A 25,516-nucleotide genomic window follows, 5' to 3' on the forward strand; every position below is an offset into this window, starting at 1 on the left:
ATCAGCGAACCAGATGCTCACGCAGCAGCCTGTTCATGTCCGCAAAAATAGGATTGGTCTGACCGTCATGCCTTTTCGCGGGCAGAGTCTGGAGGGCTTGTGAAGGAAGCCGATCCAGGGCCGATTCAAAGGCTCCTTGCCTGCGACTCGCAACAGACGCCGCAAGGGTTATGAACGATCAATTCCATCTGGCTGGCGCGATGCAAGCGCTGCACTGTTGAAGGGCGTTTGCGCGCCTGCCGGTAAGCCCGCCATCCCATGACCCATACGCCAGAGCGGGTAGACGGTCCGCCCTGATGCTGCGCCCAAGGGCGCCAAAGCCGCGCTCCCCACACAGCTACAGTACAAACCCTAGAATCCCCGGACGACTGCGCCACGCCGCGTTCGCTGTTGCGCCGGCCCACAAGCCGGCCCCAAGAGAGAGCCAAGTCCTCCGATCCCGAAGTCTTGCAGAACGATCTGCCGCCGCACGCCCATCCGTTGCCGTGGCATCCACCGCGCCGTCCTGCTGTTCGATCCCTGGAAAAAAACCATGACTACGCTTGACCAAGCGCAGCCGGGCATGGCCCCTGCTGTTGCGACCGCACGTCCTCTCAACCGACAGGACTACAAGACCCTGGGCCTGTCGGCCCTGGGCGGCACCCTGGAGTTCTACGACTTCGTCGTTTTCGTTTTCTTCGCCAATGTCATCGGCAAGCTGTTCTTCCCGGCCGAGATGCCGGACTGGCTGCGCCAGCTGCAGACGCTGGGCATTTTTGCGGCGGGCTACCTGGCCCGGCCCATCGGCGGCATTCTGATTGCGCACTTTGGCGACATCCTGGGCCGCAAGAAGATGTTCACGCTGTCCATCTTCCTGATGGCCGTGCCCACGCTGGTGATCGGCCTGCTGCCCACCTATGCCTCCATCGGCATTGCCGCGCCGATTTTGCTGCTGGCCATGCGCGTGCTGCAGGGCGCGGCCATTGGTGGCGAGATGCCGGGCGCCTGGGTCTTCGTGGCCGAGCATGCGCCGGCGCGCCACTATGGCTTTGCCATCGGCTCGCTGACTTCGGGCATCACGGGCGGCATTTTCCTGGGCTCCATCATCGGTGTCTGGCTCAACAGCACCTACAGCGCCGAGGAGATCCACGACTGGGCCTGGCGCATGCCCTTCATCCTGGGCGGCGTGTTCGGCCTGGTGTCGGTCTATCTGCGCAAGTTCCTGCATGAGACACCCATCTTCCAGGAGCTGATGGCGCGCAAGCAGGCCGACCGCGAACTGCCGCTCAAGACCATCGTGCGCGACCACCGCCAGGCCTGCGTGCTGGTGGCGCTGATGACCTGGGTGCTGTCCACGGCCATCGTGGTGGTGGTGCTGTTCACGCCGGCCTATCTGCAGAAGGTCTTCCACATCGACGCGGCCCTGGCCATGAAGGCCAATGCCGTGGCCACGGTGACGCTGACGCTGGGCTGTGTGTTCTGGGGCTGGCTGTCCGACCGGATGGGCACGCGTGTGGCCATGGTCACGGGCTGGCTGGGCATGACGGTGACGGCCTATGCGTTCTATCTGAACCTGCCGGGCACGGCGTCCTCGCTGGTGTGGAGCTACGCGCTGGTGGGCTTTTTCGTGGGCAGCATTGCGCTGCTGCCGGTGGTGGGCGTGCGCGCCTTCCCGGCCGAGGTGCGTTTCACGGGCCTGTCCTTTGCCTACAACATGGCCTATGCGGTGTTCGGCGGCATGACGCCCATGCTGGTGTCCGTGTGGCAGCAGGTGGATGTGATGGCGCCTGCACACTATGTGGCGGCCATGGGCATCCTGGGCGCGGCCATCGGCTTCTGGCCCCTGGCCTGCCGTGGTTGGCAACCCAGGCGCGGCTGAGCTTGGCCGTGGAATGAAGGGCAGCATGGCTGCCCTTTTTCCTGGGCGCCGCATGGATCGCTGACAATCCTTTCATGAGCACCACGCGACAAGAACTCCTGGCCCACTTCGACGGTTTGCTGCAGCCCGAGCGCTTCAAGGACTATGGTCCCAACGGCCTGCAGGTGGAGGGGCGCGGCGAGATCCGCCGCATCGTCAGCGGGGTGACGGCCAGCCGCGCGCTGATCGAGGCGGCCATCGAGGCGCAGGCCGATGCCATCTTCGTGCACCACGGCCTGTTCTGGCGCGGCATGGATGGCCGCATCACTGGCTGGCTCAAGGAGCGCATCCGCCTGCTGCTGGCCCACGACATCAATCTCTTTGCCTACCATCTGCCGCTGGATGCCCATCCGCAATGGGGCAACAACGCGCAGTTGGGCGTGCAGCTGGGGCTTGAGGGCCAGGCAACGTTCGGCGAGCAGAACCTGGGCTGGATGGCGGCAGCGGATTTTGCCGATGCGGCTGCGTTGGGCAGGCATGTGGAGCAGGCTCTGGGGCGCACGCCTGTCTGCGTGGGGGGAGAGCGCCTGCGCCCCAATCACCCCATTCGCCGCATTGCCTGGTGCACGGGCGGCGCGCAAGGTTTCTTCGAGGCCGCGATTGCCGCTGGGGCCGATGCCTTCATCACGGGCGAGATTTCCGAGCCGCAGGCGCACCTGGCGCGCGAGACGGGCGTGGCCTTCCTGGCGGCAGGCCACCATGCCACGGAGCGCTACGGCGCGCCGGCCCTGGCGGGCCAGGTGGCATTGGAGCTGGGGCTGGAGCACTGTTTCATCGAGATCGACAATCCGGCCTGATGCTGGCCTGTTAGTGGCCCACTATTGGCCCGCCCAGGGGGCGAGGCCTTTTGCTGCAAGCGCGGCGCGAATGCCCGGCTTGCCTGATCCGGATACTGAAAATGCCTGATTCCACACAGTCCACGGCCTTGATGGCCATCACCCAGGGCGACTCTGCCGGGGTGGGGCCCGAGACCATTGCCAAGGCGTTCATGGACGCGCCCGAGCAGATGCGCGGCTGCTTCGTCGTCGGCGAGTTGCAGACGCTGCGCCGGGCAGCCGCCGTGGCGGCGCGTGCGCGCGATGGCGACAACGCCATTCCCATGCCCGTGGCCGTCATCGAGTCGGCCGAGCAACTGTGGCAGGTGCCGCCCCATTGCGTCCCTTTGCTGGAGCTGCCCGGGCTGCCCGGTCCTGCGCCCTGGGGGCAGGTGAGCGCCAGCGCCGGTGACGCGGCCGCGCGCTGCGTGGTCTGGGCTGCGCGGGCTGCCTTGCGCGGCGAGATCGCGGCTCTGGTGACGGCGCCGCTGCACAAGGAGGCGCTGCATGCCGCAGGCGTGGACTTCCCCGGCCACACGGAATTGCTGCAATTCGAGGCGGCCCGACACGCGGGCGTGGAGCTGTCGCACATGCCGGTGCGCATGATGCTGGCCAACGATGAGCTGCGCACGGTGCTGGTCAGCATCCATACCTCGCTGCGCAAGGCGATCGATGCGGTAACGAAGGACAACCTGCTGCAGACCTTGCGCATCACGCATGAGGCCCTGTCTCGCAGCCTGGGCCGCCCGCCGCGGATCGGTGTGGCAGGGCTGAACCCGCATGCGGGCGAGGGCGGCCTGTTCGGCAGCGAGGAGGTGGAGATCATTGCCCCGGCCATCGCCCAGGCGCGCGCCGAGGGCCTGGACGCCCACGGACCTTTTGCGCCCGATACGGTGTTCATGCGCGCCCGCAATGCTCCTGGCCATCCCGGCGAGTTCGACGCGGTGCTGGCCATGTACCACGACCAGGGACTGATTCCCGTGAAGTACCTGGGCGTGGAAAAAGGCGTGAATGTCACATTGGGGCTGCCGCTGGTACGCACCAGTCCGGACCACGGCACGGCTTTCGATATTGCGGGGAAGGGTGTTGCAGAGGCCGGAAGCCTGATTGAGGCCGTGCGAATGGCGCGCAAATTGGCGGCTTGAATGGCTAGCCCAAGCATCGGGAATCTGCAGTAATGGAAAACGCCCGTGGCAACCATGCCACGGGCGTTTTGATTTGCGTCAAAACACGGATTTCAGCGCTTGAGGCTGTCGCGAATCTCGCGCAGCAGCACGATGTCTTCGGGGGTGACGGGCGCGGGAGCGGGGGCTGCCGGTGCCTCGCGGCGCAGGCGGTTGATCTGCTTGACCATCATGAAAATGATGAAGGCCAGGATGATGAAGTTCACTGCCACCGTGATGAAGTTTCCATAGGCAAATACGGGGATGCCGGCCTTCTTGAGCGCATCGAGCGTCATCGCCGTTCCGGGGGGTACGCTGCCCAGCACGACGAACAGATTGGAGAAGTCCAGCTTGCCGAAAACCAGGCCCACGACCGGCATGATCAGGTCGTTTACCACGGAATCAACGATTTTGCCAAACGCTCCACCAATGATGACGCCCACGGCGAGATCTACCACGTTTCCCTTAACTGCGAACTCACGAAATTCCTGCATCATGCCCATGGCTGGCTCCATCTGGAAAGAGTTTGAGATAGCGCAGTATTGCGCGGCTTTGGAGCCTGTCAACGGCACAAGCAGCATGGAATAACCATACTCGCCCCGCTACAATTTATTGTTGACCCCAACTCAAGCGACGTAGTTCGAGGAACCCCATGAGTGACACTCCAATCGACTCCAGCAAGCGGACGTGGATCATCACGTCGGCGTGCGCTGGTGCGGTGGGCGGCGTGGCGACAGCCGTCCCGTTCGTGAGCACCTTCCAGCCATCCGAGAAGGCCAAAGCCGCCGGGGCTGCAGTGGAGGTCGATATCTCCGCCCTCAAGGACGGCGAGAAGCTCACGGTCGAGTGGCGCGGCAAGCCCGTCTGGATCATCAAGCGCACGCCTGACCAGATCAAGGAGCTGCCCGAACTGGACAGCCAGTTGGCCGATCCCCAATCCAAGCGCCACCCTGAAGAGTTCACGCCGCCCTATGCGATGAACGAGGCCCGCTCGATCAAGCCCGAAGTGCTGGTCGTCGTCGGCATCTGCACGCATCTGGGCTGCTCGCCTTCCGACAAGTTCCAGCCGGGCGCCCAGCCCTCGCTGCCCAGCGACTGGAAGGGCGGCTTCCTGTGCCCCTGCCATGGCTCGACCTTCGACATGGCTGGCCGTGTCTTCAAGAACAAGCCGGCTCCCGACAACCTGCAGGTGCCGCCGCACATGTACCTGTCGGAGACCAAGCTCCTCATTGGTGAAGACAAGGCTTGAGGGAGACAAGAACAATGGCCCACGAATTCAAGGACATCGATCCGAATGCGCCCGCCGGCGCCAAGCTCACGAACTGGTTCGAGAACCGTTTTCCCACGGCTTTCGACGCCTATCGCGTGCACATGTCGGAGTACTACGCTCCGAAGAATTTCAACTTCTGGTACATCTTCGGCTCGCTGGCGCTGCTGGTGCTGGTGATCCAGATCGTCACCGGCATCTTCCTGGTGATGCACTACAAGCCGGACGCCGAGAAGGCGTTCGCCTCGGTCGAGTACATCATGCGCGATGTGCCCTGGGGCTGGCTGATCCGCTACATGCACTCCACGGGCGCGTCGGCCTTCTTCGTCGTGGTCTATCTGCACATGTTCCGCGGCCTTCTGTACGGTTCGTACCGCAAGCCGCGTGAACTGGTCTGGATCTTCGGCTGCGCCATCTTCCTGGTGCTGATGGCCGAGGCCTTCATGGGCTACCTGCTGCCCTGGGGCCAGATGTCGTACTGGGGCGCCCAGGTGATCGTGAACCTGTTCTCGGCGATCCCCTTCATCGGCCCTGACCTGGCGCTGCTGATCCGTGGCGACTACGTGGTGGGCGATGCCACGCTCAACCGCTTCTTCAGCTTCCACGTGATCGCCGTGCCCCTGGTGCTGCTGGGCCTGGTCGTGGCCCACTTGCTGGCGCTGCACGATGTGGGCTCCAACAACCCGGATGGCATCGAGATCAAGGGCCCCAACGCGCCCAAGGACGCCAAGGGCCATCCGCTGGACGGCATTCCCTTCCATCCCTACTACACGGTGCACGACATCTTCGGCGTGACGGTGTTCCTGTTCCTGTTCTCGGCCGTGGTGTTCTTCGCGCCCGAGTTCGGCGGCTACTTCCTGGAGTACAACAACTTCATCCCGGCCGATCCGCTGAAGACGCCTTCGCACATTGCGCCGGTCTGGTACTTCACGCCGTTCTACTCGATGCTGCGTGCCATCACCAGCGAGATGATGTACGTGCTCATCGCCTGCGTGGTGCTGGGTGCGGGCTTTGGCGTGCTCAAGTCGCGCCTGCCGGCCGCCGTCAAGGGCGTGGTCGCCATCGTGGCCCTGGGTGTCATCGCCATGATGCTGTCCATCGATGCCAAGTTCTGGGGTGTGGTGGTGATGGGCGGTGCCGTGATCATCCTGTTCGCGCTGCCCTGGCTCGATTGCAGCCCGGTCAAGTCCATCCGCTACCGCCCGAGCTGGCACAAGTATCTCTATGGCATCTTCGTGATCAACTTCGTGATCCTGGCCTATCTCGGCGTGCAGCCGCCTTCGCCCATCGGCGAGCGCGTGTCCCAGGTCGGAACGCTGTTCTATTTCGGCTTCTTCCTGCTGATGCCCTGGTGGAGCCGTCTGGGCAAGACAAAACCCGTTCCCGATCGTGTGACGTTCAAGCCGCACTGAAGCTGGAGAGAACAACAATGAAGAAACTGATTCTCACGTTGATCGCGGCCCTGGGCATCGTGACCGGTGCACAGGCTGCCGAAGGCGGCATCGCCTGGGACAAGGCCCCGGGCAAGACGAATGACACGGCATCGCTGCAAAACGGCGCCAAGCTGTTCGTCAACTACTGCCTGAGCTGCCACTCGGCCGCATTCATGCGCTTCAACCGGCTGCAGGACATCGGGCTGACCGAGCAGGAAATCAAGGACAACCTGCTTTTCACCACCGACAAGGTCGGCGAGACCATGAAGGCGGCCATCAACCCCAAGGAAGCCAAGGAGTGGTTCGGCGCCAATCCTCCGGATCTGACGGTGATCGCACGTTCGCGTGCCGGGCACAACGGCACGGGCGCCGACTACCTCTACACCTTCCTGCGCACCTTCTACCGCGACGACACCAAGGCCACGGGCTGGAACAATCTGGCCTTCCCCAGCGTGGGCATGCCCCATGCGCTGTGGCAACTGCAGGGCGAGCGCCGCGCCATCTTCGAAGAAGCCGAGGAGCACGGTGTGAAGACCCAGGTTTTCAAGGGGTGGGAGCAGGTCTCTCCTGGCAGCATGAGCGCAGTGCAGTACGATCAGGCAGTTGGCGATCTGGTGAACTACCTGCAATGGATGGGTGAGCCGGCACAGAACAGCCGCACCCGCATTGGCGTGGGTGTGCTGCTTTTCCTGGCGGTCTTCATCTTCATCGCATGGCGCCTCAACGCCGCGTTCTGGAAAGACGTCAAATAAAACCGTGACTGCAGAAGGCCGTGCAAGCAATTGCTGCGGCTGAACTGTGTGCAGAGTGGGCGCCGCGAGCGACCCACTCTTTTTGATTTTTAGGAGCCTCCACCATGATGGTGCTTTATTCGGGAACGACCTGCCCCTTTTCACACCGTTGCCGCTTCGTCCTGTTCGAAAAAGGCATGGACTTCGAGATCCGCGATGTGGACCTGTTCAGCAAGCCTGAAGACATCAGCGTGATGAATCCGTACGGCCAGGTGCCCATCCTGGTCGAGCGCGACCTGATCCTGTACGAATCGAACATCATCAACGAGTACATCGACGAGCGCTTCCCGCACCCCCAACTGATGCCCGGCGACCCGGTGGACCGCGCCCGCGTGCGCCTGTTCCTGCTGAATTTCGAAAAGGAACTGTTCGTCCACGTGAGCACGCTCGAGGAGCGCAACGTCAAGGGCAACGAAAAGGCCATCGAGAAGGCCCGCGCCCACATCCGCGACCGCCTGACGCAGCTGGCTCCCGTGTTCCTCAAGAACAAGTACATGCTGGGCGAGAACTTCTCCATGCTGGACGTGGCCATCGCCCCGCTGCTGTGGCGCCTGGACTACTACGGCATCGAGGTGTCCAAGAACGCCGCCCCGCTGCTCAAGTACGCCGAGCGCATCTTCTCGCGCCCTGCCTACATCGAAGCGCTGACGCCTTCCGAGAAGGTGATGCGCAAGTAATTCGCATCGGTTGACGACTGATTGCGCGGGCAGGGAAGGCGGTCAACCGGTCGCCATCCTGCCCGTTTTCGTGTTCCGACCACTCAGACCACTCATTTCCTGGGATCGTCATGACTGCCCCCGAAGCAACTTCCACCCGCCCCTACCTGATCCGGGCACTGTACGAGTGGTGCACCGACAACGGCTTCACGCCCCACATCGCCGTGCGTGTGGACCGCAATGTGCAGGTGCCGCGCGAGTTTGTGCGCGACGGCGAGATCGTGCTCAACGTCAGCTACGACGCCACCAGCGGCCTGCAGATGGGCAATGACTTCATCAGCTTCACGGCCCGCTTTGGCGGCAAGCCCCGCGAAATCATGGTGCCCGTGGAGCAGGTGATGGCCATCTACGCACGCGAGACCGGGCAAGGCATGGCTTTCCCGGCGCCGGAGCCCGAGGCCGAAGCCGACAACGATGTTTCGCCCGGGCAGGCATTCGATGAGCCTGTGCCACAGGACGCCGCCGCTGAGGTGCCGGCCGAGCCTGCATCCGACGAGCGCGTGGTGCAGCTGGTGAGCATCCACAGCGAAGGTGATGACGAAGAGCCACCGCGCACGCCGCCGCCTTCGGGCACGCGGCCTTCGCTGAAGCTGGTCAAGTAGGTTTTTCGCATCGGCGCGCATGCCGTTGCTCCCGCAAGCGTGCTTGGCCCCATCGGGAAAGTCTGAGGCAGCATTTTTCTGCGCTAGAATGCGTGCTTCGCCGGTTTAGCTCAGTTGGTAGAGCACCCGCCTTGTAAGCGGTAGGTCGTCAGTTCGAATCCGACAACCGGCACCAGAAGGTCTCCTCAGGAGGCCTTTTTTCATTTCCGTGCCCCGATTCCGGCAGCCGCTCTTCAGTGGCCGGTCAGGCCTGGACCTTGAGGCGGATCTCGGCCACATCCCAGCCCTTGGTGCGCAAGTGGGCGGCCATGGCCGGCAGCAGCTGGCGTATCTTGGCCGCTGCCGCGTTGTTGCGCACCAGCAGGCACCAGGTGCTGCCCTCGATGGGGCCTGCCTGCAGGCTGTCGCGCAGCAGCGGCGGCACCAGGGGCAGGATGGCCGTCAGGCGATTGCTGGAGTCGCGTGTGAGCTGGGCGAGCCGGGCCAGTGTCGGCGAGTTCTCGACAGCGTGCAGGGCGGTGACGGCGTGGTTGCGGCGTGTGAAGGTCATGGGCTTGAAGGCTGGTCAGGCAGCGTAGGCATGCGCCAGCCGGGACCCTCGTTATAGCAGCATCTGCAGGGCGGCGCGGGTCCGGGAATTCGGGTTCAGGGCTCTGCGGCCGCATGCGTCGGCCTGCCTGGAAGAGGGTTGGACAGAGACAGTTAGAATCAATTGTTCGGTTCTCGCTTCAGCCCGGCCGCATGTGTTCTCCAGCAGGGTACTTGCAGGCAGGTGGAGCGGCCCCATCTGAAATCCAACAATCTAGGGATTCCAGGCACACCGCAGTCCGCTTCAGTGGGTGGCGGTGTGTCTTTTTCGCATGGCCACCAACTTCCTCACCAAACTATTCGGCAGCCGAAACGATCGGCTTCTCAAGCAATACCGCAAGACGGTCGTTCGCATCAATGCGATGGAGCCCGACTACGAGAAGCTCAGCGACGAGGATCTGCGCGCAAAGACGCAGGAATTCAAGGAGCGTGTGGCCAAGGGAGAGTCGCTGGACGACCTGCTGCCCGAAGCCTTCGCCGTGGTGCGCGAAGGGTCCAAGCGTGTCATGAAGATGCGCCACTTCGACGTCCAGTTGCTGGGCGGCATGGCACTGCACTACGGCAAGATCGCGGAAATGCGCACCGGCGAAGGCAAGACGCTGACCGCCACGCTGCCGGTCTACCTGAACGCACTGTCGGGCAATGGCGTGCACGTGGTGACGGTGAACGACTATCTGGCCAACCGCGATGCCACCTGGATGGCCAAGCTGTACAACTTCCTCGGCCTGTCGGTGGGCATCAACCTGCCCAACATGCCGCGCGAGGAAAAGCAGGCCGCCTACAACAGCGACATCACCTACGGTACGAACAACGAATACGGCTTCGACTACCTGCGCGACAACATGGTCTACGAGTCGGGCGACCGCGTTCAGCGCGTGCTCAACTACGCCATCGTCGACGAGGTGGACTCCATCCTGATCGATGAGGCCCGCACGCCGCTGATCATCAGCGGTCAGGCCGAGGACCACACGGCCATGTACGTGGCCATGAACAAGATCGTGCCCAACCTGGTGCGCCAGGAAGGCGAGGCCGATCCCCGCACGGGCGAAGGCGTGACCAAGCCCGGCGACTTCACGGTGGACGAAAAGAGCCACCAGGTATTCCTGACCGACCAGGGCTACGAAGCCGCCGAGCGCCTGCTGGGCCATGCCGGCATGATTGCCGAGGGCGCCTCGCTCTACGACCCGGCCAACATCACCCTGGTCCACCATCTGTATGCGGCGCTGCGCGCCAACAATCTCTACCACCGTGACCAGCACTACGTGGTGCAGAACGGTGAGATCGTCATCGTCGACGAATTCACGGGCCGCCTGATGGCGGGCCGGCGCTGGAGCGATGGCCTGCACCAGGCTGTCGAGGCCAAGGAAGGCGTGACCATCCAGGCCGAGAACCAGACCATGGCCTCGATCACCTTCCAGAACTACTTCCGTCTCTACGGCAAGCTGGCGGGCATGACGGGTACGGCCGATACCGAAGCCTACGAATTCCAGGAAATCTACGGCCTCGAAACCGTGGTGATTCCGCCCAACCGTCCCAGCAAGCGCGACGACCAGCTCGACCGCGTCTACAAGACCACGCGCGAGAAGTACGAGGCGGCGATCCGCGACATCCGCGAATGCCATGAGCGCGGCCAGCCCGTGCTGGCGGGTACGACCTCGATCGAGAACTCGGAAATCATCGACGAGCTGCTCAACAAGGAAAACCTGCCCCACCAGGTGCTCAACGCCAAGCAGCACGAGCGCGAGGCCGACATCGTGGCCCAGGCCGGCCGTCCCGGCATGATCACCATCGCCACCAACATGGCCGGTCGTGGTACCGACATCGTGCTGGGCGGCAACATCGAAAAGCAGGTTGCGGCTGTCGAGGCCGATGAATCCCTGTCCGAAGCCGAACGCCAGCAGCGCATCGAACAGATGCGCGCTGACTGGAAGATCGAGCACGACAAGGTCTCGGCCCTGGGTGGCCTGCGCATCATCGCCACGGAGCGCCACGAATCTCGCCGTATCGACAACCAGCTGCGTGGCCGTTCGGGCCGCCAGGGCGACCCCGGCTCCTCGCGCTTTTACCTGAGCCTGGACGATGCGCTGATGCGCATCTTCGCGGGCGACCGTGTGCGCGCCATCATGGACCGCCTGAAGATGCCCGATGGCGAAGCCATCGAAGCCGGCATCGTGACCCGCTCCATCGAAGGCGCTCAGCGCAAGGTCGAGGCCCGCAACTTCGACATCCGCAAGCAGCTGCTCGAATACGACGACGTGTCCAACGACCAGCGCAAGGTGATCTACCAGCAGCGCAACGAGATCCTCGACGCCTCGGACCTGCACGAGATGATCACGGTGATGCGCGATGACGTGGTGTCCGACCTGGTGCGCCAGTACGTGCCCGCCGAGTCCATGGAAGAGCAATGGGACCTGGCCGGCCTGGAAAAGGCGCTGGAAAGCGAATGGCGCATCCAGCTGCCGCTGCAATCGCAAGTGCAGTCCGCGCATGCCATCACCGACGAGGAGATCCTCGAGAAGGTGCTGCAGGCTGCCCGTGAAGTGTTCGAGGCCAAGGTCGAGCTGATCGGACGCGAGAACTTCACTCAATTCCAGCGCGCCGTGCTGCTGCAAAGCTTTGATACCAACTGGCGTGACCACCTGTCCGCGCTGGACTATCTGCGCCAGGGCATCCACCTGCGTGGCTATGCCCAGAAGCAGCCCAAGCAGGAATACAAGCGCGAGGCTTTCGAGCTGTTCCGCCAGCTCATCGACCAGGTCAAGACCGAAGTCACGCGCGTGCTGATGACCGTGCAGGTGCAGTCGCGCGAACAGGTGGAGCAGGCCACCGAGGCCATGGAGCAGCGCAGCGCCCACAGCCTGGAGCACATGACCTATGGCGCTCCCTCGGATGGCGACATCGGTGGCTCCGTCGAAGACGAGCCGCTGGAGTTGCCCGAAGGCGCTCGCGTGGGCCGCAATGATCCCTGCCCCTGCGGCAGCGGCAAGAAGTACAAGCAGTGCCACGGCAAGCTGTCGTGATGCGGCCGGCGTCGTAAGACGCCGCAAGACACGGAAAACGGCACGGATGCACTCCGTGCCGTTTTCTTTTTTAAGGTCGATGAAATACGTGCCGCCCCGGTTTGTTCCGATAATGGAGCGCGTTTTTCTTTCACTGTAGGAAGCCCCTCAATGCCTGTGAATCTCTCCGCTCCCGTGCACGCCGACCTGTTGGCGATCGACGGCGTTCGCATCGGCGTCACCGAAGCCGGTGTGCGCAAGGCCAACCGCAAGGACCTGTCCGTGTTCCTGCTCGACGAGGGCGCTTCGGTGGCGGGTGTGTTCACGCAGAACCGTTTCTGCGCAGCGCCCGTGCAGGTCAGCCGCGAGCACTTGGCCCAGACGTCCGGCGCCATCCGTGCCATGGTCATCAACACAGGCAATGCCAATGCCGGCACCGGCGCTGACGGACTGGCGCGCGCGCGCCGCACCTGTGCGGATCTGGCTGCGCTGCTGCAGCTCAAGCCCGAGCAGATCCTGCCGTTCTCCACTGGCGTGATCATGGAAGAGCTGCCCGTGGATCGCATCGCCGCCGGCCTGCCAGCTGCCATCGCAGCAGCCAAGGCCGACAACTGGGGCACGGCCGCCGAAGGCATCATGACCACCGACACCCTGCCCAAGGCCTTCAGCCGCGCCGTGGACATTGGCGGCAAGCGTGTGAGCATCACCGGCATCAGCAAGGGTGCAGGCATGATTCGCCCCAACATGGCGACCATGCTGGGCTTTCTGGCCACCGACGCCGCCATCGCACCCGAACTGCTGCAGCCTCTGGTCAAGGAGCTGGCCGACGGATCGTTCAACCGCGTGACCATCGACGGCGACACATCGACCAACGATTCCTTTGTGTTGGTCGCCACGCACAAGGCCGGCAATGCGCAGATCACTTCGCTGACCAGTGCCGAAGGCCAGGCCCTGAAGGCTGCATTGCTGGATGTGTCGCGCCTGCTGGCCCAGGCCATCGTGCGCGACGGCGAAGGCGCCACCAAGTTCATCACCGTCAAGGTGGAGGGCGGCAAGACCGAGGCTGAGTGCCGCCTCGTGGCCTATTCCATCGCGCATTCACCCCTGGTCAAGACGGCGTTCTTTGCCAGCGATCCGAACCTGGGCCGCATCCTTGCGGCGGTGGGCTATGCTAGCATCGACGATCTGGACCAGACCAAGATCGACCTGTACCTGAACGATGTGCATGTCGCAGTCAATGGCGGCCGCAACCCTGCCTATCAGGAGGAAGACGGCCAGCGCGTGATGAAGCAGCAGGAGATCATCGTGCGCGTGCTACTGGGCCGAGGGCAGGCCGAGCAGACCGTGTGGACCTGCGATCTGAGCCACGACTACGTGAGCATCAACGCCGACTACCGCTCCTGACTCTCCACCCACCGTGCCGCCGGCAGCCGCAGGCCTTGTGCCTGGCTGCTGCCAGCTTTCAATGGCGGCCGGCGCGCAAAAGCTCTGGCGTTGGCATGAGATCCATCTCGATTCCCGGGCATATCCAGCGTCGGTGGCCGTGAGATCCGTATTCGAGAGACATCCATGACATTGCCCACAGAAGCCGTCGCCGCCCCCTTGCTGCAACTCGTGCAGCGCGCCGAGCAGCTGATGCAGCGCATCGAGGCCATCCTGCCCCAGCCGCTGCAATCCCCCGCCGACTGGAGTGCCTCCATCGCCTGGCGCTATCGCAAGCGCGCCAACGGCTGCGGTTTGCTGGAGCCCGTGCGCCATGTCGGCGCCATGCAGCTGTCCGACCTGCAGAACATCGATGTGCAAAAGGAAAAGATCGCGCGCAACACCGAGCAGTTCGTGACCGGCCGCACGGCCAACAACGTGCTGCTCACCGGCGCGCGCGGCACGGGCAAATCCTCGCTGATCCGTGCCTGCCTGCATGCCTTTGCGTCGCAGGGCTTGCGCCTGATCGAGGTGGACAAGGCCGATCTGACCGACCTGCCCGACATCGTCGATGTGGTGGCCGGCCGGCCCGAGAAGTTCATCATCTATTGCGACGATCTGAGCTTTGAGGAAGGCGAGCCTGGCTACAAGGCCATGAAGTCCATTCTGGATGGATCGGTCAGCGCCGCCAGCCCGAACGTGCTGGTCTATGCGACCAGCAATCGCCGCCATCTGCTGCCGGAGTACCAGTCCGAGAATCTGACCTACCAGCGCGGCGAGGATGGGGAGCTGCATCCCGGAGAGGTGATCGAGGAAAAAATCTCGCTGTCCGAGCGTTTCGGCCTGTGGGTGAGCTTCTACCCGTTCAGCCAGGATGAGTACCTGCGCGTGGTGGCACAGTGGCTGGAGGCCCTGGGCCTGGACCAGGCCACGATCGAGGCGGCACGCCCGGAGGCCCTGGTCTGGGCGCTGGAGCGCGGTTCACGCAGCGGTCGCGTGGCCCACCAGTTTGCGCGCGACTATGCGGGCCGTGCCGAGCGCCCGAGTCAGCGCCAGACCGGCATCGCCGATGTCCAGGGGTTGGCTGAAGAGGCTGAACTCTGAGCACCTGCTGCCTGGCCCTGGGCTGGGCAGACTTTTTTGCGAAAGATCAAGTGACTGAAAAAGAAATCTCCCCCAAGGCCCGCGCTGAGGCGGCCGAGTCGCAGGCGCCAGTGCGGCGCAAGCACACCGAGGTCGCCGTCGGCGTGCTGCTTCGCGAGTCCGATGGCGCGTTGCTGATCACCAGCCGTCCGCCGGGCAAGCCGTATGCAGGCTACTGGGAGTTTCCGGGCGGTAAGATCGAAGCCGGTGAGACCGTGGAGCAGGCCTTGCGCCGCGAGATGCAAGAGGAACTGGGCGTAGAGATCGCGGCCGCTGAAGTCTGGAAGGTGACCGAGCATGACTATCCGCATGCCCTGGTGCGCCTGCACTGGTGCAAGGTCACGCGCTGGAGCGGGGAGTTCGAGATGCGTGAAGGCCAGCAGATGGCCTGGCAGCAACTTCCGCTGCAGGTGCATCCGGTGCTGCCAGGTGCCTATCCGGTGCTGCAGTGGCTGAGCGAGGAACGCGGGCTGCCTTTCGATGCCGGGTTCTACGAGGCAGGCCAGCCGAAAGCCTGATCGGGCCTGATCAAGGCTCGGTGCGAGGATCGCCGAAGGGCGCATCCTCGGGCGGCATCGGTGCAGGCACGCGGAATTCCTCATTTGCCCATGCGCCCAGGTCGATCTGGCGGCAGCGTTCGCTGCAGAAGGGGCGGAAACGGTTGGCTGGTGCGAACAGGCTGGGGCCTGCACAGGTCGGGCAGCGCACCGTGGGGCCGGCAGAAGAGAGGCTGGCGGGCTGGGGGGCGGGGGCGCTCGAGGGCATGTCGGCCGTCTTGTCCATCAGCTGCAAAGCGTGACCTCGAACGAGGCATCTTCGCTGCAGGGTTGAGGCTTGGCGCCGTTCTCGGGGCGGAGCAGGCGCACCGAAACCAGCAGGCGGTTGCCGCTGATCTCCGGAACCAGATTCAACGACGGGTCTATGCGCAGGCGCAGCAGCTGAAAGCTGCGGCCGGGCGGCATGGCCTGCTGGAACACGCCTTTTTCGGCAGCCACCCATTGCGGCACGCCGGTTTCGCGCAGCAGCTTGAGCAGCAATTGCAGCGACTGACCCAGCGGGGTCAGGGTGCTGGCCCAGTCCTCCAGATCGCGCAGGCGTATCTGGGGATCATGGAACTGCCAGGCGTGATAGGCAGGAAGGTCGAAGCCGCAGGTGCCGCCGGGGATGCCGATGCGGCTGCGCACGGCCATCAGCCACTCGTTTTCAGTCAGGGTCTGGCCGGCCTTGCCGTTCTGGGCATTGAGCTGGGCAAAGCACTGCTCCACATGGCGTGAGACCTGGTCAAGCATGTGCTCGGCAATGTCGGGATTGCCGCGCAGGCTGTCGAGCAGGCTTTTGTGGCGCTCAAGGTCCTTGAGCACGTCCGTCTTCAGGTCGGTACGTGCCGCCACGTCCATGATCTCGAAGATGGTGACCAGCGCAAAATGGTGATCGATGGAATGAGCGCGCGACAGCAACTCGCTCAGGCGGCGATATAGCTGTTCCAACCGGAGGTAGGTCCTCAGGCGCTCATTGAAAGGATATTCGTACAGGATCACGCTTGCTGGGCTCCTCGGGGTGCACAGGAATCAGCTGTCTACGTCGTGCACATGCTGAATTACACGCACAGGCCAAGCCATGGCGTGCATCATAGCCCGAACCATGCAGAGATTCGATCGGTGCATGCGCGCAAAGCCTCTATCGTCATGGCCTCGTCGTTGTAGAGCACCCAGTCGGCGGCTGCCAGCCGTGCCGCACGTGTGGCCTGGGCCGAGATGATGGCCTGCACCGCCTCGCGTGGCAATCCGTTGCGCGCGATCACGCGAGCGATCTGCGTTTCGGTGCGGCAGTCAACGACCAGCACCGCATCAAGCATGGCAGGCCAGCGGCCGGACTCCACGAGCAAGGGAATGTCATGCACGATGAGTCGGCACCCAGCCACTGTGGCCTGCTCCACTTGCCGGGCCGTCTGCTGCGCCACGAGGGGATGGACGATGGCCTCCAGCTGCTGTCGTGCCGAGGGCTGCTGAAAGACCAGTTCGCGCATGCGCGTGCGGTCCAGGGCGCCGCTGGCGTCAATCAGTTCGGGCCCGAAGACGCGCGCTATCTCGGGCAGAGCAGCACCTTCGGGGGCGGTGAGGCTGCGAGAGATCTGGTCAGCATCGATTACGGCCGCTCCGCGCAAGCCCAGTTGCGCTGCGACGGTGCTCTTGCCGCTGCCAATGCCGCCCGTCAGGCCCAGCCGAAACGGGCGTGCAAGCAAGGGCGGGGTGATGCTGGGGGCCATGCCGCAGTGTTGAATCAAAGGCCCAAGGCCGCCAATAGGGATTGCAGCATCTGCTGCGGTCCGAACACCATGGCTGCAAAGCCGGCGCCCGCCAGAAAGGGGCCGAAGGGAACATAGCCGCCCTCACGCAGGCGGCTGTTGATCTTCAACGCGATGCCCACGATGGCGCCAATCACCGACGAGATCAGGATGATGGGCACGAGTGCCTGCCAGCCGAACCAGGCGCCCAGCGCGGCAAACAGCTTGAAGTCGCCGTAGCCCATGCCTTCCTTGCCGGTGGCCAGCTTGAAGGCCCAGTAAACCAGCCACAGCGAGAGATAGCCCGCTGCAGCGCCCCATACCGCGTCGGCCAGAGGCACGGCGGTCCAGTGCAGCGCCGACGACAGCAGTCCGGCCCACAGCAAGGGCAGGGTGATGTCGTCGGGAAGCAGTGTGGTGTCCCAGTCGATCAATGCCAGGCTCAGCAAGGCCGCACTGAAAAGGCACCAGGCAGCGCCTGTGGGCGTGATGCCCCATTGCGCCGCACAGTAGGCAAACAGCGCGGCGCAGGCCAATTCCACCAGCGGATAGCGGATGCTGATCGACGCCTTGCATTCGGAGCACCGGCCTCGCAGCGCCAGATAACTGAGCACGGGAATATTCTCGTACCAGTGGATGGCATGACCGCAATGCGGGCAGCGCGAGCGGGGGCGGCTCAGGCTCAGGGGCGCCTCGGCAGGCGGCGGCGCTGTGGCGGGCGATGGCGTGGCGGAGGATGAAGATTGCTCTTGCGCCCATTGGGCGCATTCCGCATTCCATTGCTGCTCCATCATGCGGGGCAGCCTATGTACCACCACGTTGAGAAAGCTGCCAACCAACAGGCCCAGCAGGCCGCCCAATGCAGCCTGCATCCAGAGTTCCAAAACCATCAGACCACCTGGCCCAGCTTGAAGATGGGTAGATACATCGAAACCACGATGCCGCCGATGAGGGTGCCCAGGAAAACAATGATGATGGGCTCCATCAGGCTGGACAGGCCAGCCACCATGTCATCGACCTCTTCTTCATAGAAATCGGCCGCCTTGCCCAGCATATGGTCGATGGAGCCGGATTCCTCGCCGATGGCGCACATCTGCAGCACCATGGACGGAAAGACATTGGCATTGGTCATGGCCACGGTGAGACTGGTGCCGGTGGAGACTTCCTGCTGGATCTTTTCCGTGGCATTGGCATACACAGCATTGCCGGATGCGCCGCCGACAGAATCCAGTGCCTCGACCAATGGGACGCCCGCGGCAAACATGGTCGACAGCGTGCGAGTCCAGCGTGCGACGCAGGATTTCTCGATCAGCACGCCAAAGACCGGCACCTTCAGCAGCGTACGGTCCATGAATTGCTGCATGCGCTCGTTGCGCTTCCAGGCCTGCATGAAGAAGTAGAGACCGCCGCCAATCACGCCGAAGATCAACCACCACCATTGAACAAAGACATCGCTGATGCCCATCACGAACAGCGTCGGTGCCGGCAGGTCGGCGCCGAATGAACTGAACACTTCCTTGAAGGCCGGGATCACGAAAATCATGATGATGGTCACGACGATGAAGGCCACGACGATGACCGAGATCGGGTACATTAGCGCCGATTTGATCTTGGACTTGATGGCCTCGGTCTTCTCCATGTACGTGGCCAGGCGGTCAAGCAGGGCTTCCAGGATACCGGCCGCTTCGCCCGCCTCCACCAGATTGCAGTAGAGGCTATCGAAGTACATGGGGTGCTTGCGATAGGCTGCGTTCAGCGAGGTGCCGGTCTCCACGTCGGCGCGAATATCGGCCAGAAGGCGCGTCACGCTGGGGTTGGTGTTGCCCCGTCCGACAATGTCGAAGGCCTGAAGCAGCGGGACGCCCGCCTTCATCATCGTTGCCATCTGGCGGGTGAACAGCGCAATGTCCTTTGGCTTGATCCTCTTGCCGCCGCGTGTGCGGCGCTTCTTGATCTTGCTGGGCAGCACGCCCTGGCGGCGCAGCGTGGCCTGGACCTGGTTGATGCCCCCGGCCCGGGTCTCGCCTCGGATGATCTTGCCGTTGCGATCCTTGCCTTCCCATTCGAAGACAAATTCCTTGATTCCCTTGGACGCGGCTGTGGCCATCGTGCTCCCTCGTTTGTTGTCTGCGCTGTCCGCGCTATTTACTCATTGGTGACTGCCAGCACTTCTTCGAGCGAGGTCAGTCCCTGTCTGGCCTTGTGCAAACCCGATCCACGCAGCGACCGCACGCCTTCGCGCTTGGCCTGTGCGGCGATCTCCAGTGCACTGCCGTCCTGCAGGATGATGCGCTGGATTTCCTCGCTGATAGGCATCACCTGATAGATGCCTACGCGGCCCTTGTAGCCGTTGTTGCATGCCGGACAGCCGACGGGCCTGTAGGTGACCCAGCTGCCGTCAATGTCCGCATCGTCGTAGCCTGCATCGATCAGGGCCTCCCGCGGAATGTCAGCCGGCTCCTTGCATTGAGGGCACAGGCGCCTGGCCAGGCGCTGGGCGGTGATCAGGATCACGCTCGATGCGATGTTGAAGGGCGCAATGCCCATGTTGCGCATGCGCGTCAACGTGGTCGGTGCGTCATTGGTGTGCAGGGTGGACAGCACCAAGTGGCCGGTTTGCGCTGCCTTGATCGAGATGTCGGCCGTTTCCAGATCGCGGATTTCACCGACCATGATGATGTCGGGATCCTGGCGCAGAAAAGCCTTGAGCGCAGTGGCAAAGGTGAGGCCGGCCTTTTCGTTCACATTGACCTGGTTGACGCCGGGCAGGTTGATTTCCGAAGGATCTTCCGCCGTGGCGATGTTCACGCCGGCCTTGTTCAGCAGGTTCAGGCAGGTGTACAGCGACACTGTCTTGCCCGAGCCGGTGGGGCCTGTGACCAGAATCATTCCGTAGGGGCGGCTGATGGCTTCAAGCAGGCGTGCCTTCTCCTCGGGTTCATAGCCCAGGGCGTCGATGCCCATCCTGGCCGAGCTCGGGTCCAGGATACGGATCACGATCTTCTCGCCGAAAAGCGTGGGCAGCGTGCTGACGCGAAAGTCGATGACGCGGTCCGGGCCGACCTTGAGCTTCATGCGCCCGTCCTGCGGGACACGCTTTTCCGAGATGTCCATGCGCGAGATCACCTTGATGCGCGAGGCCAGCTTCTCCTTGATGGCAATGGGCGGCGATGCAATTTCACGCAGCTCGCCGTCAATGCGAAAGCGCACGCGGTACTGGTGCTCGTAGGGTTCGAAATGCAAGTCCGACGCGCGCATGTTGAAGGCGTCGAGCAGCATTTTGTGCAGGAACTTGACGATGGGCGCATCTTCGACGTCTGCTGCGGCCGAGTTGTCCTTTTCCTCTGCCGCCTCATCAGGCTTGAGGTCGCCGAACTCGAAGTCGCCGCTGCCGCCATAGCTGTCCATGGCCTCGCTGGCGCTTTTGTTCTGCTGCGCGATCAGTCGCTCCAGCTTGTCGGCTTCGACGATGATCCAGTCCACGCCCAACTGGGTGGTGAACTTGATCTGCTCGGCGGCTTCCTGCTGCGTCGGGTCGGCGGTGGCCACCGTGAGGCGGTTGCCGCGCTTGCTCAGAGGCAGGACGCGATAGGTGCTGATGATCTTGGCGTCCAGCAGATCCTGCGGCAGGCGCATGGCGTCGACCGCATCAAGATCGAGCAGCGGCGCGCTGAACATGGTGGAAACCGTCTCCGCCACTTCCAGGGCAGAGAGGGTGCCGGCGACGCTCAGTTCTGCAATGAACGAGGTGCGATTGGTGGCGGCCTTGCCGGCAGCCGCTTCCGCTGCCTGTTGCGATACCTTGCCTGCTGAAATCAAGGCCCGCCCGATGCCGGGAAGCGATGCGACAGCGGATGCATTCTTGAGCGAGGAGTCAGCAACAGCCATGTAGCAAGACGTGTGAGAGGAAAGGACATTTATCCTATCATCACTGAGCACTTGGAATGCCAGACACACTGTTACACGCCTGGGTCTTGAACCTGGCGCAATGGTGTGATGGAGATGGAATGACCAGATGGTCGGGGTGAGAGGATTCGAACCTCCGGCCTCTACGTCCCGAACGTAGCGCTCTACCAGGCTAAGCTACACCCCGTTGCTTTTGTAGAAAAAGCGAGCAGCCTGAATCAGGTGCGTCGCTCCAAAAGCTGAGACGCCAATTGTAGCAAACTTGCCGTATGCAAATTGCTTGGGAGCACATTTATTGCGTCGATGGCGCGGCGTGCCTCGGCATGTGCGGCCTCGCGTGCCACGTCCAGCGCACCTGTGCTGCGCACGATATCCACTACAGCGGTCAGTTGCTCGGTGGAGCCCTGTTCGATGGCGGCACGCACAATGGCGGCCTGCTCAGGCGTGCCGCGTTGCATGGCGGCAATCAGGGGGAGGGTGCATTTGCCTTCGCGCAGGTCATCGCCCAGGTTCTTGCCCATTTCCTGGGCATCGCCTGCGTAGTCGAGTACGTCGTCAATGATCTGGAAGGCCGTGCCCAGCGCCTGGCCATAGCTGGCGCAGGCCTGCTCGATTTCGCGGGGCGCGTCGGCCAGCACGGCGCCCAGCTGGGCGCTGGCCTCGAAGAGCTGGGCGGTCTTGGAGCGGATGACGTGCAGGTAGCCGGCTTCGTCCAGCGAGGCATCGTGCGTGTTGATCAGCTGCTGGACCTCGCCCTCGGCGATCACGTTGGTGGCATCCGAGAGGATCTTGAGCACGCGCATGCTGCCGACTTCCACCATCATCTGGAAGGAGCGCGAGTGCAGGAAGTCGCCGACCAGCACGCTGGCCGGATTGCCGAAGGTCTCGTTGGCCGTCGGGCGGCCGCGACGCAGCGTGGATTCATCCACGACGTCGTCGTGCAGCAGGGTGGCTGTATGAATCAGTTCGACCACGGCAGCCAGGACATGCCTGTCCTTGCCTTCGTATCCCAATGCATTGCAGACCATGAGCAGCAGGGCGGGCCGCAGGCGCTTGCCGCCTGCAGCGATGATGTACTGGGAGATCTGGGCAATCAGCGGGACGGTGGTCGTCAGGCGCTGGGCAATCACATGATCCACCTCGCGCATGTCGTCAGTGATCAGGGCAAGCGGATTGGGGGTGGAGAGAGCTGTGGTCAAGGTACTGCGGGCGCCAAGTGGATCGTCAATTATAGGAAGAGCGACCCTGCCTGCGACCCGCTCTGGCGGTTGTTTGGGCGAAGGAGGGGAGCGCTTCATGCAAGGAATGTGAGTGCGTGCTAGAATCTCAGGCTTCCGTGGAAATTCGTTCGCGGAACTCTCAAATTCAAGAGGTTTAAATGTACGCAGTCATAAAAACCGGCGGCAAGCAGTATCGCGTTGCAGCTGGCGAAAAGATCAAGGTAGAACAGATTGCTGCGGACGTAGGCCAAGAAGTTGTGATCGATCAGGTTCTGGCAGTCGGCAACGGCGCTGAAATCAAGGTCGGCACACCTCTGGTGTCCGGTGCGTCTGTCAAGGCAACCGTGGTTGCTCACGGCAAGCACGACAAAGTGCACATCTTCAAGATGCGCCGTCGTAAGCATTATCAGAAGCGCCAAGGCCATCGCCAGCAGTTCACCGAGCTGCAGATCGTGGCGATCGCTGCTTAATCCAGGAGCTGAGTCATGGCACAGAAAAAAGGCGGCGGCTCTACGCGAAACGGGCGCGATTCCAAGCCCAAAATGCTCGGCGTGAAGGCTTTTGGTGGTGAGTTGATCACCGCCGGCTCGATCATCGTGCGCCAACGTGGCACCAAGTTCCACCCCGGCGACAACGTCGGCGTGGGCAAGGACCACACCCTGTACGCTCTGGTGGACGGCCACGTGTCGTTTGCTGTCAAGGGTGCACTGTCCAAGCACACGGTCAACGTGACGGCTGCCTAAGCTCTGTCACTTCGACGCTCGAAGCCCCGACCTGTCGGGGCTTTGTCGTTTCAGGAGGGCGGTGCATCGTGCGCTCGTCCCCTTTTCCGTCTCTGAGGTGTGGCCTGGGGCTGTCTGGTGCACACTGCTTTTTGTAAACTGGATGCCTCATGAAGTTCGTCGACGAAGCTTATATCGACATTGCTGCCGGTGATGGCGGCAATGGCTGCGTGTCATTCCGGCACGAAAAATACAAGGAATTCGGTGGTCCCGATGGAGGAGATGGCGGCCGTGGAGGCCATGTCTACGCGGTGGCCGACGTCAATCTCAACACCCTGGTGGACTACCGCTTCTCGCGTCGCCACGATGCCACGCGCGGCGAGCACGGCAAGGGCTCGGACATGTTCGGTGCCGCAGGCAACGACATCACGCTGCGCATGCCGGTTGGCACCATCATCAGCGATGCCGAAACCGGGGAGGTGCTCTACGAACTGTTGACGCCCGGCGAGGTGGTGACCATTGCCAAGGGCGGCGATGGCGGCTACGGCAACCTGCGCTTCAAGAGCGCCATCAACCGCGCGCCACGGCAAAAGACGCCTGGCTGGCCCGGTGAGCGCAAGAACCTCAAGCTGGAACTCAAGGTTCTGGCCGACGTGGGTCTGCTGGGCATGCCCAATGCGGGCAAATCCACTTTCATCGCCGCAGTCTCCAATGCGCGTCCCAAGATTGCCGACTATCCGTTCACCACGCTGCATCCCAATCTGGGCGTGGTTCGTGTTGCCGCCGAGCAAAGCTTTGTGGTGGCCGATATCCCCGGGCTGATCGAAGGCGCGTCGGAAGGTGCCGGCCTGGGCCACCAATTCCTGCGTCACCTGCAGCGCACCCGATTGCTGCTGCATGTGGTGGACCTGGCGCCGTTCGATGACAGCGTGGATCCTGTGGCCCAGGCCAAGGCCATCGTGGGCGAGTTGCAGAAGTACGATGCCGAGCTGTACAACAAGCCGCGCTGGCTGGTGCTCAACAAGCTGGACATGGTGCCGGCCGAGGAGCGCGCCGCACGCGTCAAGGACTTCGTCAAGCGCTTCAAGTGGAAGGGCCCGGTGTTCGAGATTTCCGCCCTGACGCGCGAAGGCTGCGAAGTGTTGATCCGCACCATCTACAAGCATGTGCATGAACAGCAGCAGATCGAGGCCGGTCCCAAGGAAATCGACCCACGCTTCGTCGAAGTCGAGGGTGATGGCGTGGATCTCACCGACCCGCGTTTTGCTCCCCGCGATTCCGAGTAAGAGCGGCCTGTCCCACCCATTGCCTTGATCACAACAGCGGCGGGGTCTGCCTCGGCCTGCGCTGCAAGAATCACTATCCATCCATGTCTTCCAACTTGTTGCGTGATGCCCATCGCATCGTGGTCAAGGTCGGCTCCAGCCTGGTGACCAATGAAGGTCGCGGTCTTGATGAGGCCGCGATCCAGGAATGGAGCCGCCAGCTGGCGGCCCTGGTGCGCGGGGATGAAAGCCATGGAGGCCGGCGGCGCGAGGTGATCATGGTCTCCAGCGGCGCGGTGGCCGAAGGCATGAAGCGTCTGGGCTGGATTGCACGGCCCAAGGAGATTCATGAACTGCAGGCCGCTGCGGCCGTGGGGCAGATGGGCCTGATACAGATGTACGAGTCCAAGTTGCGCGAACAGGGCATGGGCAGTGCGCAGGTGCTGCTCACGCATGCCGACCTCGCGGACCGCGAGCGCTATCTCAACGCGCGCAACACCTTGCTGACGCTGCTGGAGCTGGGCATCGTGCCGGTGATCAACGAGAACGACACCGTGGTCAACGACGAGATCAAGTTCGGTGACAACGATACCTTGGGCGCTTTGGTTGCCAATCTGATCGAGGCCGATGCCCTGGTCATCCTGACCGATCAGCGAGGCCTTTACAGCGCCGACCCGCGCAGCAATCCCGATGCGCGTTTCATCGATGTGGCCAATGCCGGCGACCCGGCGCTGGAGGAGATGGCCGGAGGCGCGGGCTCGTCCATTGGCAAGGGCGGGATGATCACCAAGATCCTCGCGGCCAAGCGCGCGGCGGGCTCGGGTGCTTCAACCGTCATCGCCTGGGGGCGTGAGCAGGACGTGCTGGTGCGTCTGGCGGCAGGCGAGTCCATCGGCACGCTGCTCCTGGCGCAGACGCACAAGAACCAGGCGCGCAAGCAGTGGATTGCAGACCATCTGCAACTGCGCGGCTCCGTGTCCGTGGATGCCGGCGCCGTGGCCAAGCTGCGCGACGAAGGCAAGAGCCTGCTGCCCATCGGCATGGTGAATGTGGATGGCGAGTTCGCCCGTGGCGATGTGATCGCGGTGCGCGATGCCCTGGGTATCGAGGTGGCGCGTGGGCTGGCCAACTATGCAAGTGCCGAGGCGCGGCTGCTGTGTCGCAAAAGCTCGGTGGAGATCGAGCGCCTGCTGGGCTATTCCGCAGGCCCGGAGATGGTGCACCGCGACAACATGGTGATTGCGGGGCACTGAGGCGCCAGACCCTCAAGGCCAAGAAAAAGC

The 25,516-nt window shown here is 63.1% G+C and carries 25 protein-coding genes and 2 tRNA genes; 17 read left to right on the plus strand and 10 right to left on the minus strand.

Going from position 1 to position 25,516, the window contains the following annotated elements; genetic code table 11:
• Positions 1 to 532 precede the first annotated feature (532 nt).
• From HFGMBDPB_RS02475 to pdxA, 3 genes are all read left to right on the plus strand, one after another.
• Complete coding sequence (locus tag HFGMBDPB_RS02475) at positions 533 to 1,858, plus strand: MFS transporter (protein WP_016445594.1); 1,326 nt, start codon at positions 533 to 535, stop codon at positions 1,856 to 1,858.
• 74 nt (positions 1,859 to 1,932) lie between these two features.
• Positions 1,933 to 2,694, plus strand: a complete 762-nt coding sequence (locus HFGMBDPB_RS02480; protein WP_203400443.1) for a Nif3-like dinuclear metal center hexameric protein — start codon at positions 1,933 to 1,935, stop codon at positions 2,692 to 2,694.
• A gap of 101 nt (positions 2,695 to 2,795) precedes the next feature.
• Entirely contained in the window at positions 2,796 to 3,857 is a 1,062-nt protein-coding gene (pdxA, locus tag HFGMBDPB_RS02485; protein WP_203400444.1) for a 4-hydroxythreonine-4-phosphate dehydrogenase PdxA, read from the plus strand.
• Positions 3,858 to 3,949: 92 nt separating this feature from the next.
• On the opposite strand, the gene mscL is transcribed toward pdxA, so the two are convergent.
• Complete coding sequence (mscL, locus tag HFGMBDPB_RS02490) at positions 3,950 to 4,378, minus strand: large conductance mechanosensitive channel protein MscL (protein WP_212644845.1); 429 nt, start codon at positions 4,376 to 4,378, stop codon at positions 3,950 to 3,952.
• 149 nt (positions 4,379 to 4,527) lie between these two features.
• On the opposite strand from mscL, the gene petA reads away from it, so the two are divergent.
• The 6 genes from petA to HFGMBDPB_RS02520 all read left to right on the plus strand — a co-directional run bounded on the left by petA (position 4,528) and on the right by HFGMBDPB_RS02520 (position 8,859).
• Positions 4,528 to 5,124 carry a ubiquinol-cytochrome c reductase iron-sulfur subunit gene (petA, locus tag HFGMBDPB_RS02495; protein WP_016445597.1) on the plus strand — a complete coding sequence of 199 codons (597 nt, stop codon included), beginning with the start codon at positions 4,528 to 4,530 and terminating at the stop codon, positions 5,122 to 5,124.
• Positions 5,125 to 5,138: 14 nt separating this feature from the next.
• A complete protein-coding gene (locus HFGMBDPB_RS02500; RefSeq protein ID WP_016451018.1) occupies positions 5,139 to 6,554 on the plus strand; it encodes a cytochrome b in 1,416 nt (471 codons plus the stop codon).
• A 17-nt stretch (positions 6,555 to 6,571) separates the two neighbouring features.
• Positions 6,572 to 7,327, plus strand: a complete 756-nt coding sequence (locus HFGMBDPB_RS02505; protein WP_016445599.1) for a cytochrome c1 — start codon at positions 6,572 to 6,574, stop codon at positions 7,325 to 7,327.
• A gap of 104 nt (positions 7,328 to 7,431) precedes the next feature.
• Complete coding sequence (locus tag HFGMBDPB_RS02510; RefSeq protein ID WP_012207298.1) at positions 7,432 to 8,043, plus strand: glutathione S-transferase N-terminal domain-containing protein; 612 nt, start codon at positions 7,432 to 7,434, stop codon at positions 8,041 to 8,043.
• A gap of 110 nt (positions 8,044 to 8,153) precedes the next feature.
• The gene (locus HFGMBDPB_RS02515; protein WP_212644846.1) at positions 8,154 to 8,684 is read left to right on the plus strand and encodes a ClpXP protease specificity-enhancing factor; all 531 of its coding nucleotides are present in this window, start codon (positions 8,154 to 8,156) and stop codon (positions 8,682 to 8,684) included.
• Positions 8,685 to 8,783: 99 nt separating this feature from the next.
• Positions 8,784 to 8,859: transfer RNA gene (locus HFGMBDPB_RS02520), tRNA-Thr, on the plus strand.
• Positions 8,860 to 8,928: 69 nt separating this feature from the next.
• On the opposite strand, the gene HFGMBDPB_RS02525 is transcribed toward HFGMBDPB_RS02520, so the two are convergent.
• Positions 8,929 to 9,234, minus strand: coding sequence for a hypothetical protein (locus HFGMBDPB_RS02525; RefSeq protein WP_016445601.1), 306 nt, complete (start codon positions 9,232 to 9,234; stop codon positions 8,929 to 8,931).
• Positions 9,235 to 9,544: 310 nt separating this feature from the next.
• Here HFGMBDPB_RS02525 and secA point away from each other — a divergent pair, with 310 nt between their 5' ends.
• From secA to HFGMBDPB_RS02545, 4 genes are all read left to right on the plus strand, one after another.
• Positions 9,545 to 12,292, plus strand: coding sequence for a preprotein translocase subunit SecA (gene secA / locus HFGMBDPB_RS02530; protein WP_212644847.1), 2,748 nt, complete (start codon positions 9,545 to 9,547; stop codon positions 12,290 to 12,292).
• Positions 12,293 to 12,442: 150 nt separating this feature from the next.
• A complete protein-coding gene (argJ, locus tag HFGMBDPB_RS02535) occupies positions 12,443 to 13,675 on the plus strand; it encodes a bifunctional glutamate N-acetyltransferase/amino-acid acetyltransferase ArgJ (protein WP_212644848.1) in 1,233 nt (410 codons plus the stop codon).
• Between the two features lie 165 nt (positions 13,676 to 13,840).
• On the plus strand, positions 13,841 to 14,797 hold the full coding sequence (locus HFGMBDPB_RS02540) for an ATP-binding protein (RefSeq protein WP_016451022.1): 957 nt from the start codon (positions 13,841 to 13,843) through the stop codon (positions 14,795 to 14,797).
• A gap of 50 nt (positions 14,798 to 14,847) precedes the next feature.
• A complete protein-coding gene (locus HFGMBDPB_RS02545) occupies positions 14,848 to 15,354 on the plus strand; it encodes a (deoxy)nucleoside triphosphate pyrophosphohydrolase (RefSeq protein WP_016445605.1) in 507 nt (168 codons plus the stop codon).
• A gap of 10 nt (positions 15,355 to 15,364) precedes the next feature.
• Here the strand turns inward: HFGMBDPB_RS02545 and HFGMBDPB_RS02550 are convergent, their stop codons facing one another.
• The 8 genes from HFGMBDPB_RS02550 to HFGMBDPB_RS02585 all read right to left on the minus strand — a co-directional run bounded on the left by HFGMBDPB_RS02550 (position 15,365) and on the right by HFGMBDPB_RS02585 (position 22,174).
• The gene (locus HFGMBDPB_RS02550) at positions 15,365 to 15,619 is read right to left on the minus strand and encodes a DNA gyrase inhibitor YacG (protein ID WP_016451023.1); all 255 of its coding nucleotides are present in this window, start codon (positions 15,617 to 15,619) and stop codon (positions 15,365 to 15,367) included.
• Positions 15,619 to 16,374, minus strand: coding sequence for a cell division protein ZapD (gene zapD / locus HFGMBDPB_RS02555; protein ID WP_016445607.1), 756 nt, complete (start codon positions 16,372 to 16,374; stop codon positions 15,619 to 15,621). Before zapD ends, HFGMBDPB_RS02550 begins: the two co-directional genes overlap by 1 nt.
• 89 nt (positions 16,375 to 16,463) lie before the next feature.
• Entirely contained in the window at positions 16,464 to 17,102 is a 639-nt protein-coding gene (gene coaE, locus HFGMBDPB_RS02560) for a dephospho-CoA kinase (RefSeq protein ID WP_212644849.1), read from the minus strand.
• A 14-nt stretch (positions 17,103 to 17,116) separates the two neighbouring features.
• Complete coding sequence (locus HFGMBDPB_RS02565) at positions 17,117 to 18,010, minus strand: prepilin peptidase (protein WP_016445609.1); 894 nt, start codon at positions 18,008 to 18,010, stop codon at positions 17,117 to 17,119.
• Entirely contained in the window at positions 18,010 to 19,227 is a 1,218-nt protein-coding gene (locus HFGMBDPB_RS02570; RefSeq protein ID WP_212644850.1) for a type II secretion system F family protein, read from the minus strand. The genes HFGMBDPB_RS02565 and HFGMBDPB_RS02570 overlap by 1 nt, the downstream gene beginning before the upstream one ends.
• Positions 19,228 to 19,265: 38 nt before the next feature.
• Positions 19,266 to 21,008: a type IV-A pilus assembly ATPase PilB gene (pilB, locus tag HFGMBDPB_RS02575; protein ID WP_203400446.1), complete on the minus strand. Its 1,743-nt coding sequence runs from the start codon at positions 21,006 to 21,008 to the stop codon at positions 19,266 to 19,268.
• Positions 21,009 to 21,136: 128 nt separating this feature from the next.
• Positions 21,137 to 21,213: transfer RNA gene (locus HFGMBDPB_RS02580), tRNA-Pro, on the minus strand.
• A gap of 31 nt (positions 21,214 to 21,244) precedes the next feature.
• Positions 21,245 to 22,174, minus strand: coding sequence for a polyprenyl synthetase family protein (locus HFGMBDPB_RS02585; protein ID WP_043789750.1), 930 nt, complete (start codon positions 22,172 to 22,174; stop codon positions 21,245 to 21,247).
• A 230-nt stretch (positions 22,175 to 22,404) separates the two neighbouring features.
• Here HFGMBDPB_RS02585 and rplU point away from each other — a divergent pair, with 230 nt between their 5' ends.
• From rplU to proB, 4 genes are all read left to right on the plus strand, one after another.
• Entirely contained in the window at positions 22,405 to 22,716 is a 312-nt protein-coding gene (gene rplU, locus HFGMBDPB_RS02590; protein WP_012207284.1) for a 50S ribosomal protein L21, read from the plus strand.
• A gap of 15 nt (positions 22,717 to 22,731) precedes the next feature.
• Positions 22,732 to 22,989, plus strand: coding sequence for a 50S ribosomal protein L27 (rpmA, locus tag HFGMBDPB_RS02595; RefSeq protein ID WP_012207283.1), 258 nt, complete (start codon positions 22,732 to 22,734; stop codon positions 22,987 to 22,989).
• A gap of 149 nt (positions 22,990 to 23,138) precedes the next feature.
• Positions 23,139 to 24,254: an Obg family GTPase CgtA gene (gene cgtA / locus HFGMBDPB_RS02600; RefSeq protein WP_016451026.1), complete on the plus strand. Its 1,116-nt coding sequence runs from the start codon at positions 23,139 to 23,141 to the stop codon at positions 24,252 to 24,254.
• A gap of 83 nt (positions 24,255 to 24,337) precedes the next feature.
• Positions 24,338 to 25,486: a glutamate 5-kinase gene (gene proB, locus HFGMBDPB_RS02605; RefSeq protein ID WP_016445651.1), complete on the plus strand. Its 1,149-nt coding sequence runs from the start codon at positions 24,338 to 24,340 to the stop codon at positions 25,484 to 25,486.
• The last annotated feature ends 30 nt before the right edge of the window (positions 25,487 to 25,516 follow it).

This window comes from Delftia sp. PE138 (assembly GCF_018320755.1).
GTDB classification, from domain to species: Bacteria; Pseudomonadota; Gammaproteobacteria; order Burkholderiales; family Burkholderiaceae_C; genus Comamonas; species Comamonas tsuruhatensis.

Coding starts and splice junctions, on each gene's coding strand:
- proB (WP_016445651.1), top strand. CDS start 24,338: ATGTCTTCCAACTTGTTGCGTGATGCCCATCGCATCGTGGTCAAGGTC.
- HFGMBDPB_RS02565 (WP_016445609.1), bottom strand. CDS start 18,010: ATGGTTTTGGAACTCTGGATGCAGGCTGCATTGGGCGGCCTGCTGGGC.
- HFGMBDPB_RS02550 (WP_016451023.1), bottom strand. CDS start 15,619: ATGGACAAGACGGCCGACATGCCCTCGAGCGCCCCCGCCCCCCAGCCC.
- HFGMBDPB_RS02585 (WP_043789750.1), bottom strand. CDS start 22,174: ATGCGCGAGGTGGATCATGTGATTGCCCAGCGCCTGACGACCACCGTC.
- pilB (WP_203400446.1), bottom strand. CDS start 21,008: ATGGCTGTTGCTGACTCCTCGCTCAAGAATGCATCCGCTGTCGCATCG.
- HFGMBDPB_RS02505 (WP_016445599.1), top strand. CDS start 6,572: ATGAAGAAACTGATTCTCACGTTGATCGCGGCCCTGGGCATCGTGACC.
- rplU (WP_012207284.1), top strand. CDS start 22,405: ATGTACGCAGTCATAAAAACCGGCGGCAAGCAGTATCGCGTTGCAGCT.
- pdxA (WP_203400444.1), top strand. CDS start 2,796: ATGCCTGATTCCACACAGTCCACGGCCTTGATGGCCATCACCCAGGGC.
- coaE (WP_212644849.1), bottom strand. CDS start 17,102: ATGGCCCCCAGCATCACCCCGCCCTTGCTTGCACGCCCGTTTCGGCTG.
- HFGMBDPB_RS02515 (WP_212644846.1), top strand. CDS start 8,154: ATGACTGCCCCCGAAGCAACTTCCACCCGCCCCTACCTGATCCGGGCA.
- mscL (WP_212644845.1), bottom strand. CDS start 4,378: ATGGGCATGATGCAGGAATTTCGTGAGTTCGCAGTTAAGGGAAACGTG.
- HFGMBDPB_RS02510 (WP_012207298.1), top strand. CDS start 7,432: ATGATGGTGCTTTATTCGGGAACGACCTGCCCCTTTTCACACCGTTGC.
- cgtA (WP_016451026.1), top strand. CDS start 23,139: ATGAAGTTCGTCGACGAAGCTTATATCGACATTGCTGCCGGTGATGGC.
- petA (WP_016445597.1), top strand. CDS start 4,528: ATGAGTGACACTCCAATCGACTCCAGCAAGCGGACGTGGATCATCACG.
- HFGMBDPB_RS02480 (WP_203400443.1), top strand. CDS start 1,933: ATGAGCACCACGCGACAAGAACTCCTGGCCCACTTCGACGGTTTGCTG.
- HFGMBDPB_RS02475 (WP_016445594.1), top strand. CDS start 533: ATGACTACGCTTGACCAAGCGCAGCCGGGCATGGCCCCTGCTGTTGCG.
- rpmA (WP_012207283.1), top strand. CDS start 22,732: ATGGCACAGAAAAAAGGCGGCGGCTCTACGCGAAACGGGCGCGATTCC.
- secA (WP_212644847.1), top strand. CDS start 9,545: ATGGCCACCAACTTCCTCACCAAACTATTCGGCAGCCGAAACGATCGG.
- HFGMBDPB_RS02500 (WP_016451018.1), top strand. CDS start 5,139: ATGGCCCACGAATTCAAGGACATCGATCCGAATGCGCCCGCCGGCGCC.
- HFGMBDPB_RS02570 (WP_212644850.1), bottom strand. CDS start 19,227: ATGGCCACAGCCGCGTCCAAGGGAATCAAGGAATTTGTCTTCGAATGG.
- HFGMBDPB_RS02540 (WP_016451022.1), top strand. CDS start 13,841: ATGACATTGCCCACAGAAGCCGTCGCCGCCCCCTTGCTGCAACTCGTG.
- argJ (WP_212644848.1), top strand. CDS start 12,443: ATGCCTGTGAATCTCTCCGCTCCCGTGCACGCCGACCTGTTGGCGATC.
- HFGMBDPB_RS02525 (WP_016445601.1), bottom strand. CDS start 9,234: ATGACCTTCACACGCCGCAACCACGCCGTCACCGCCCTGCACGCTGTC.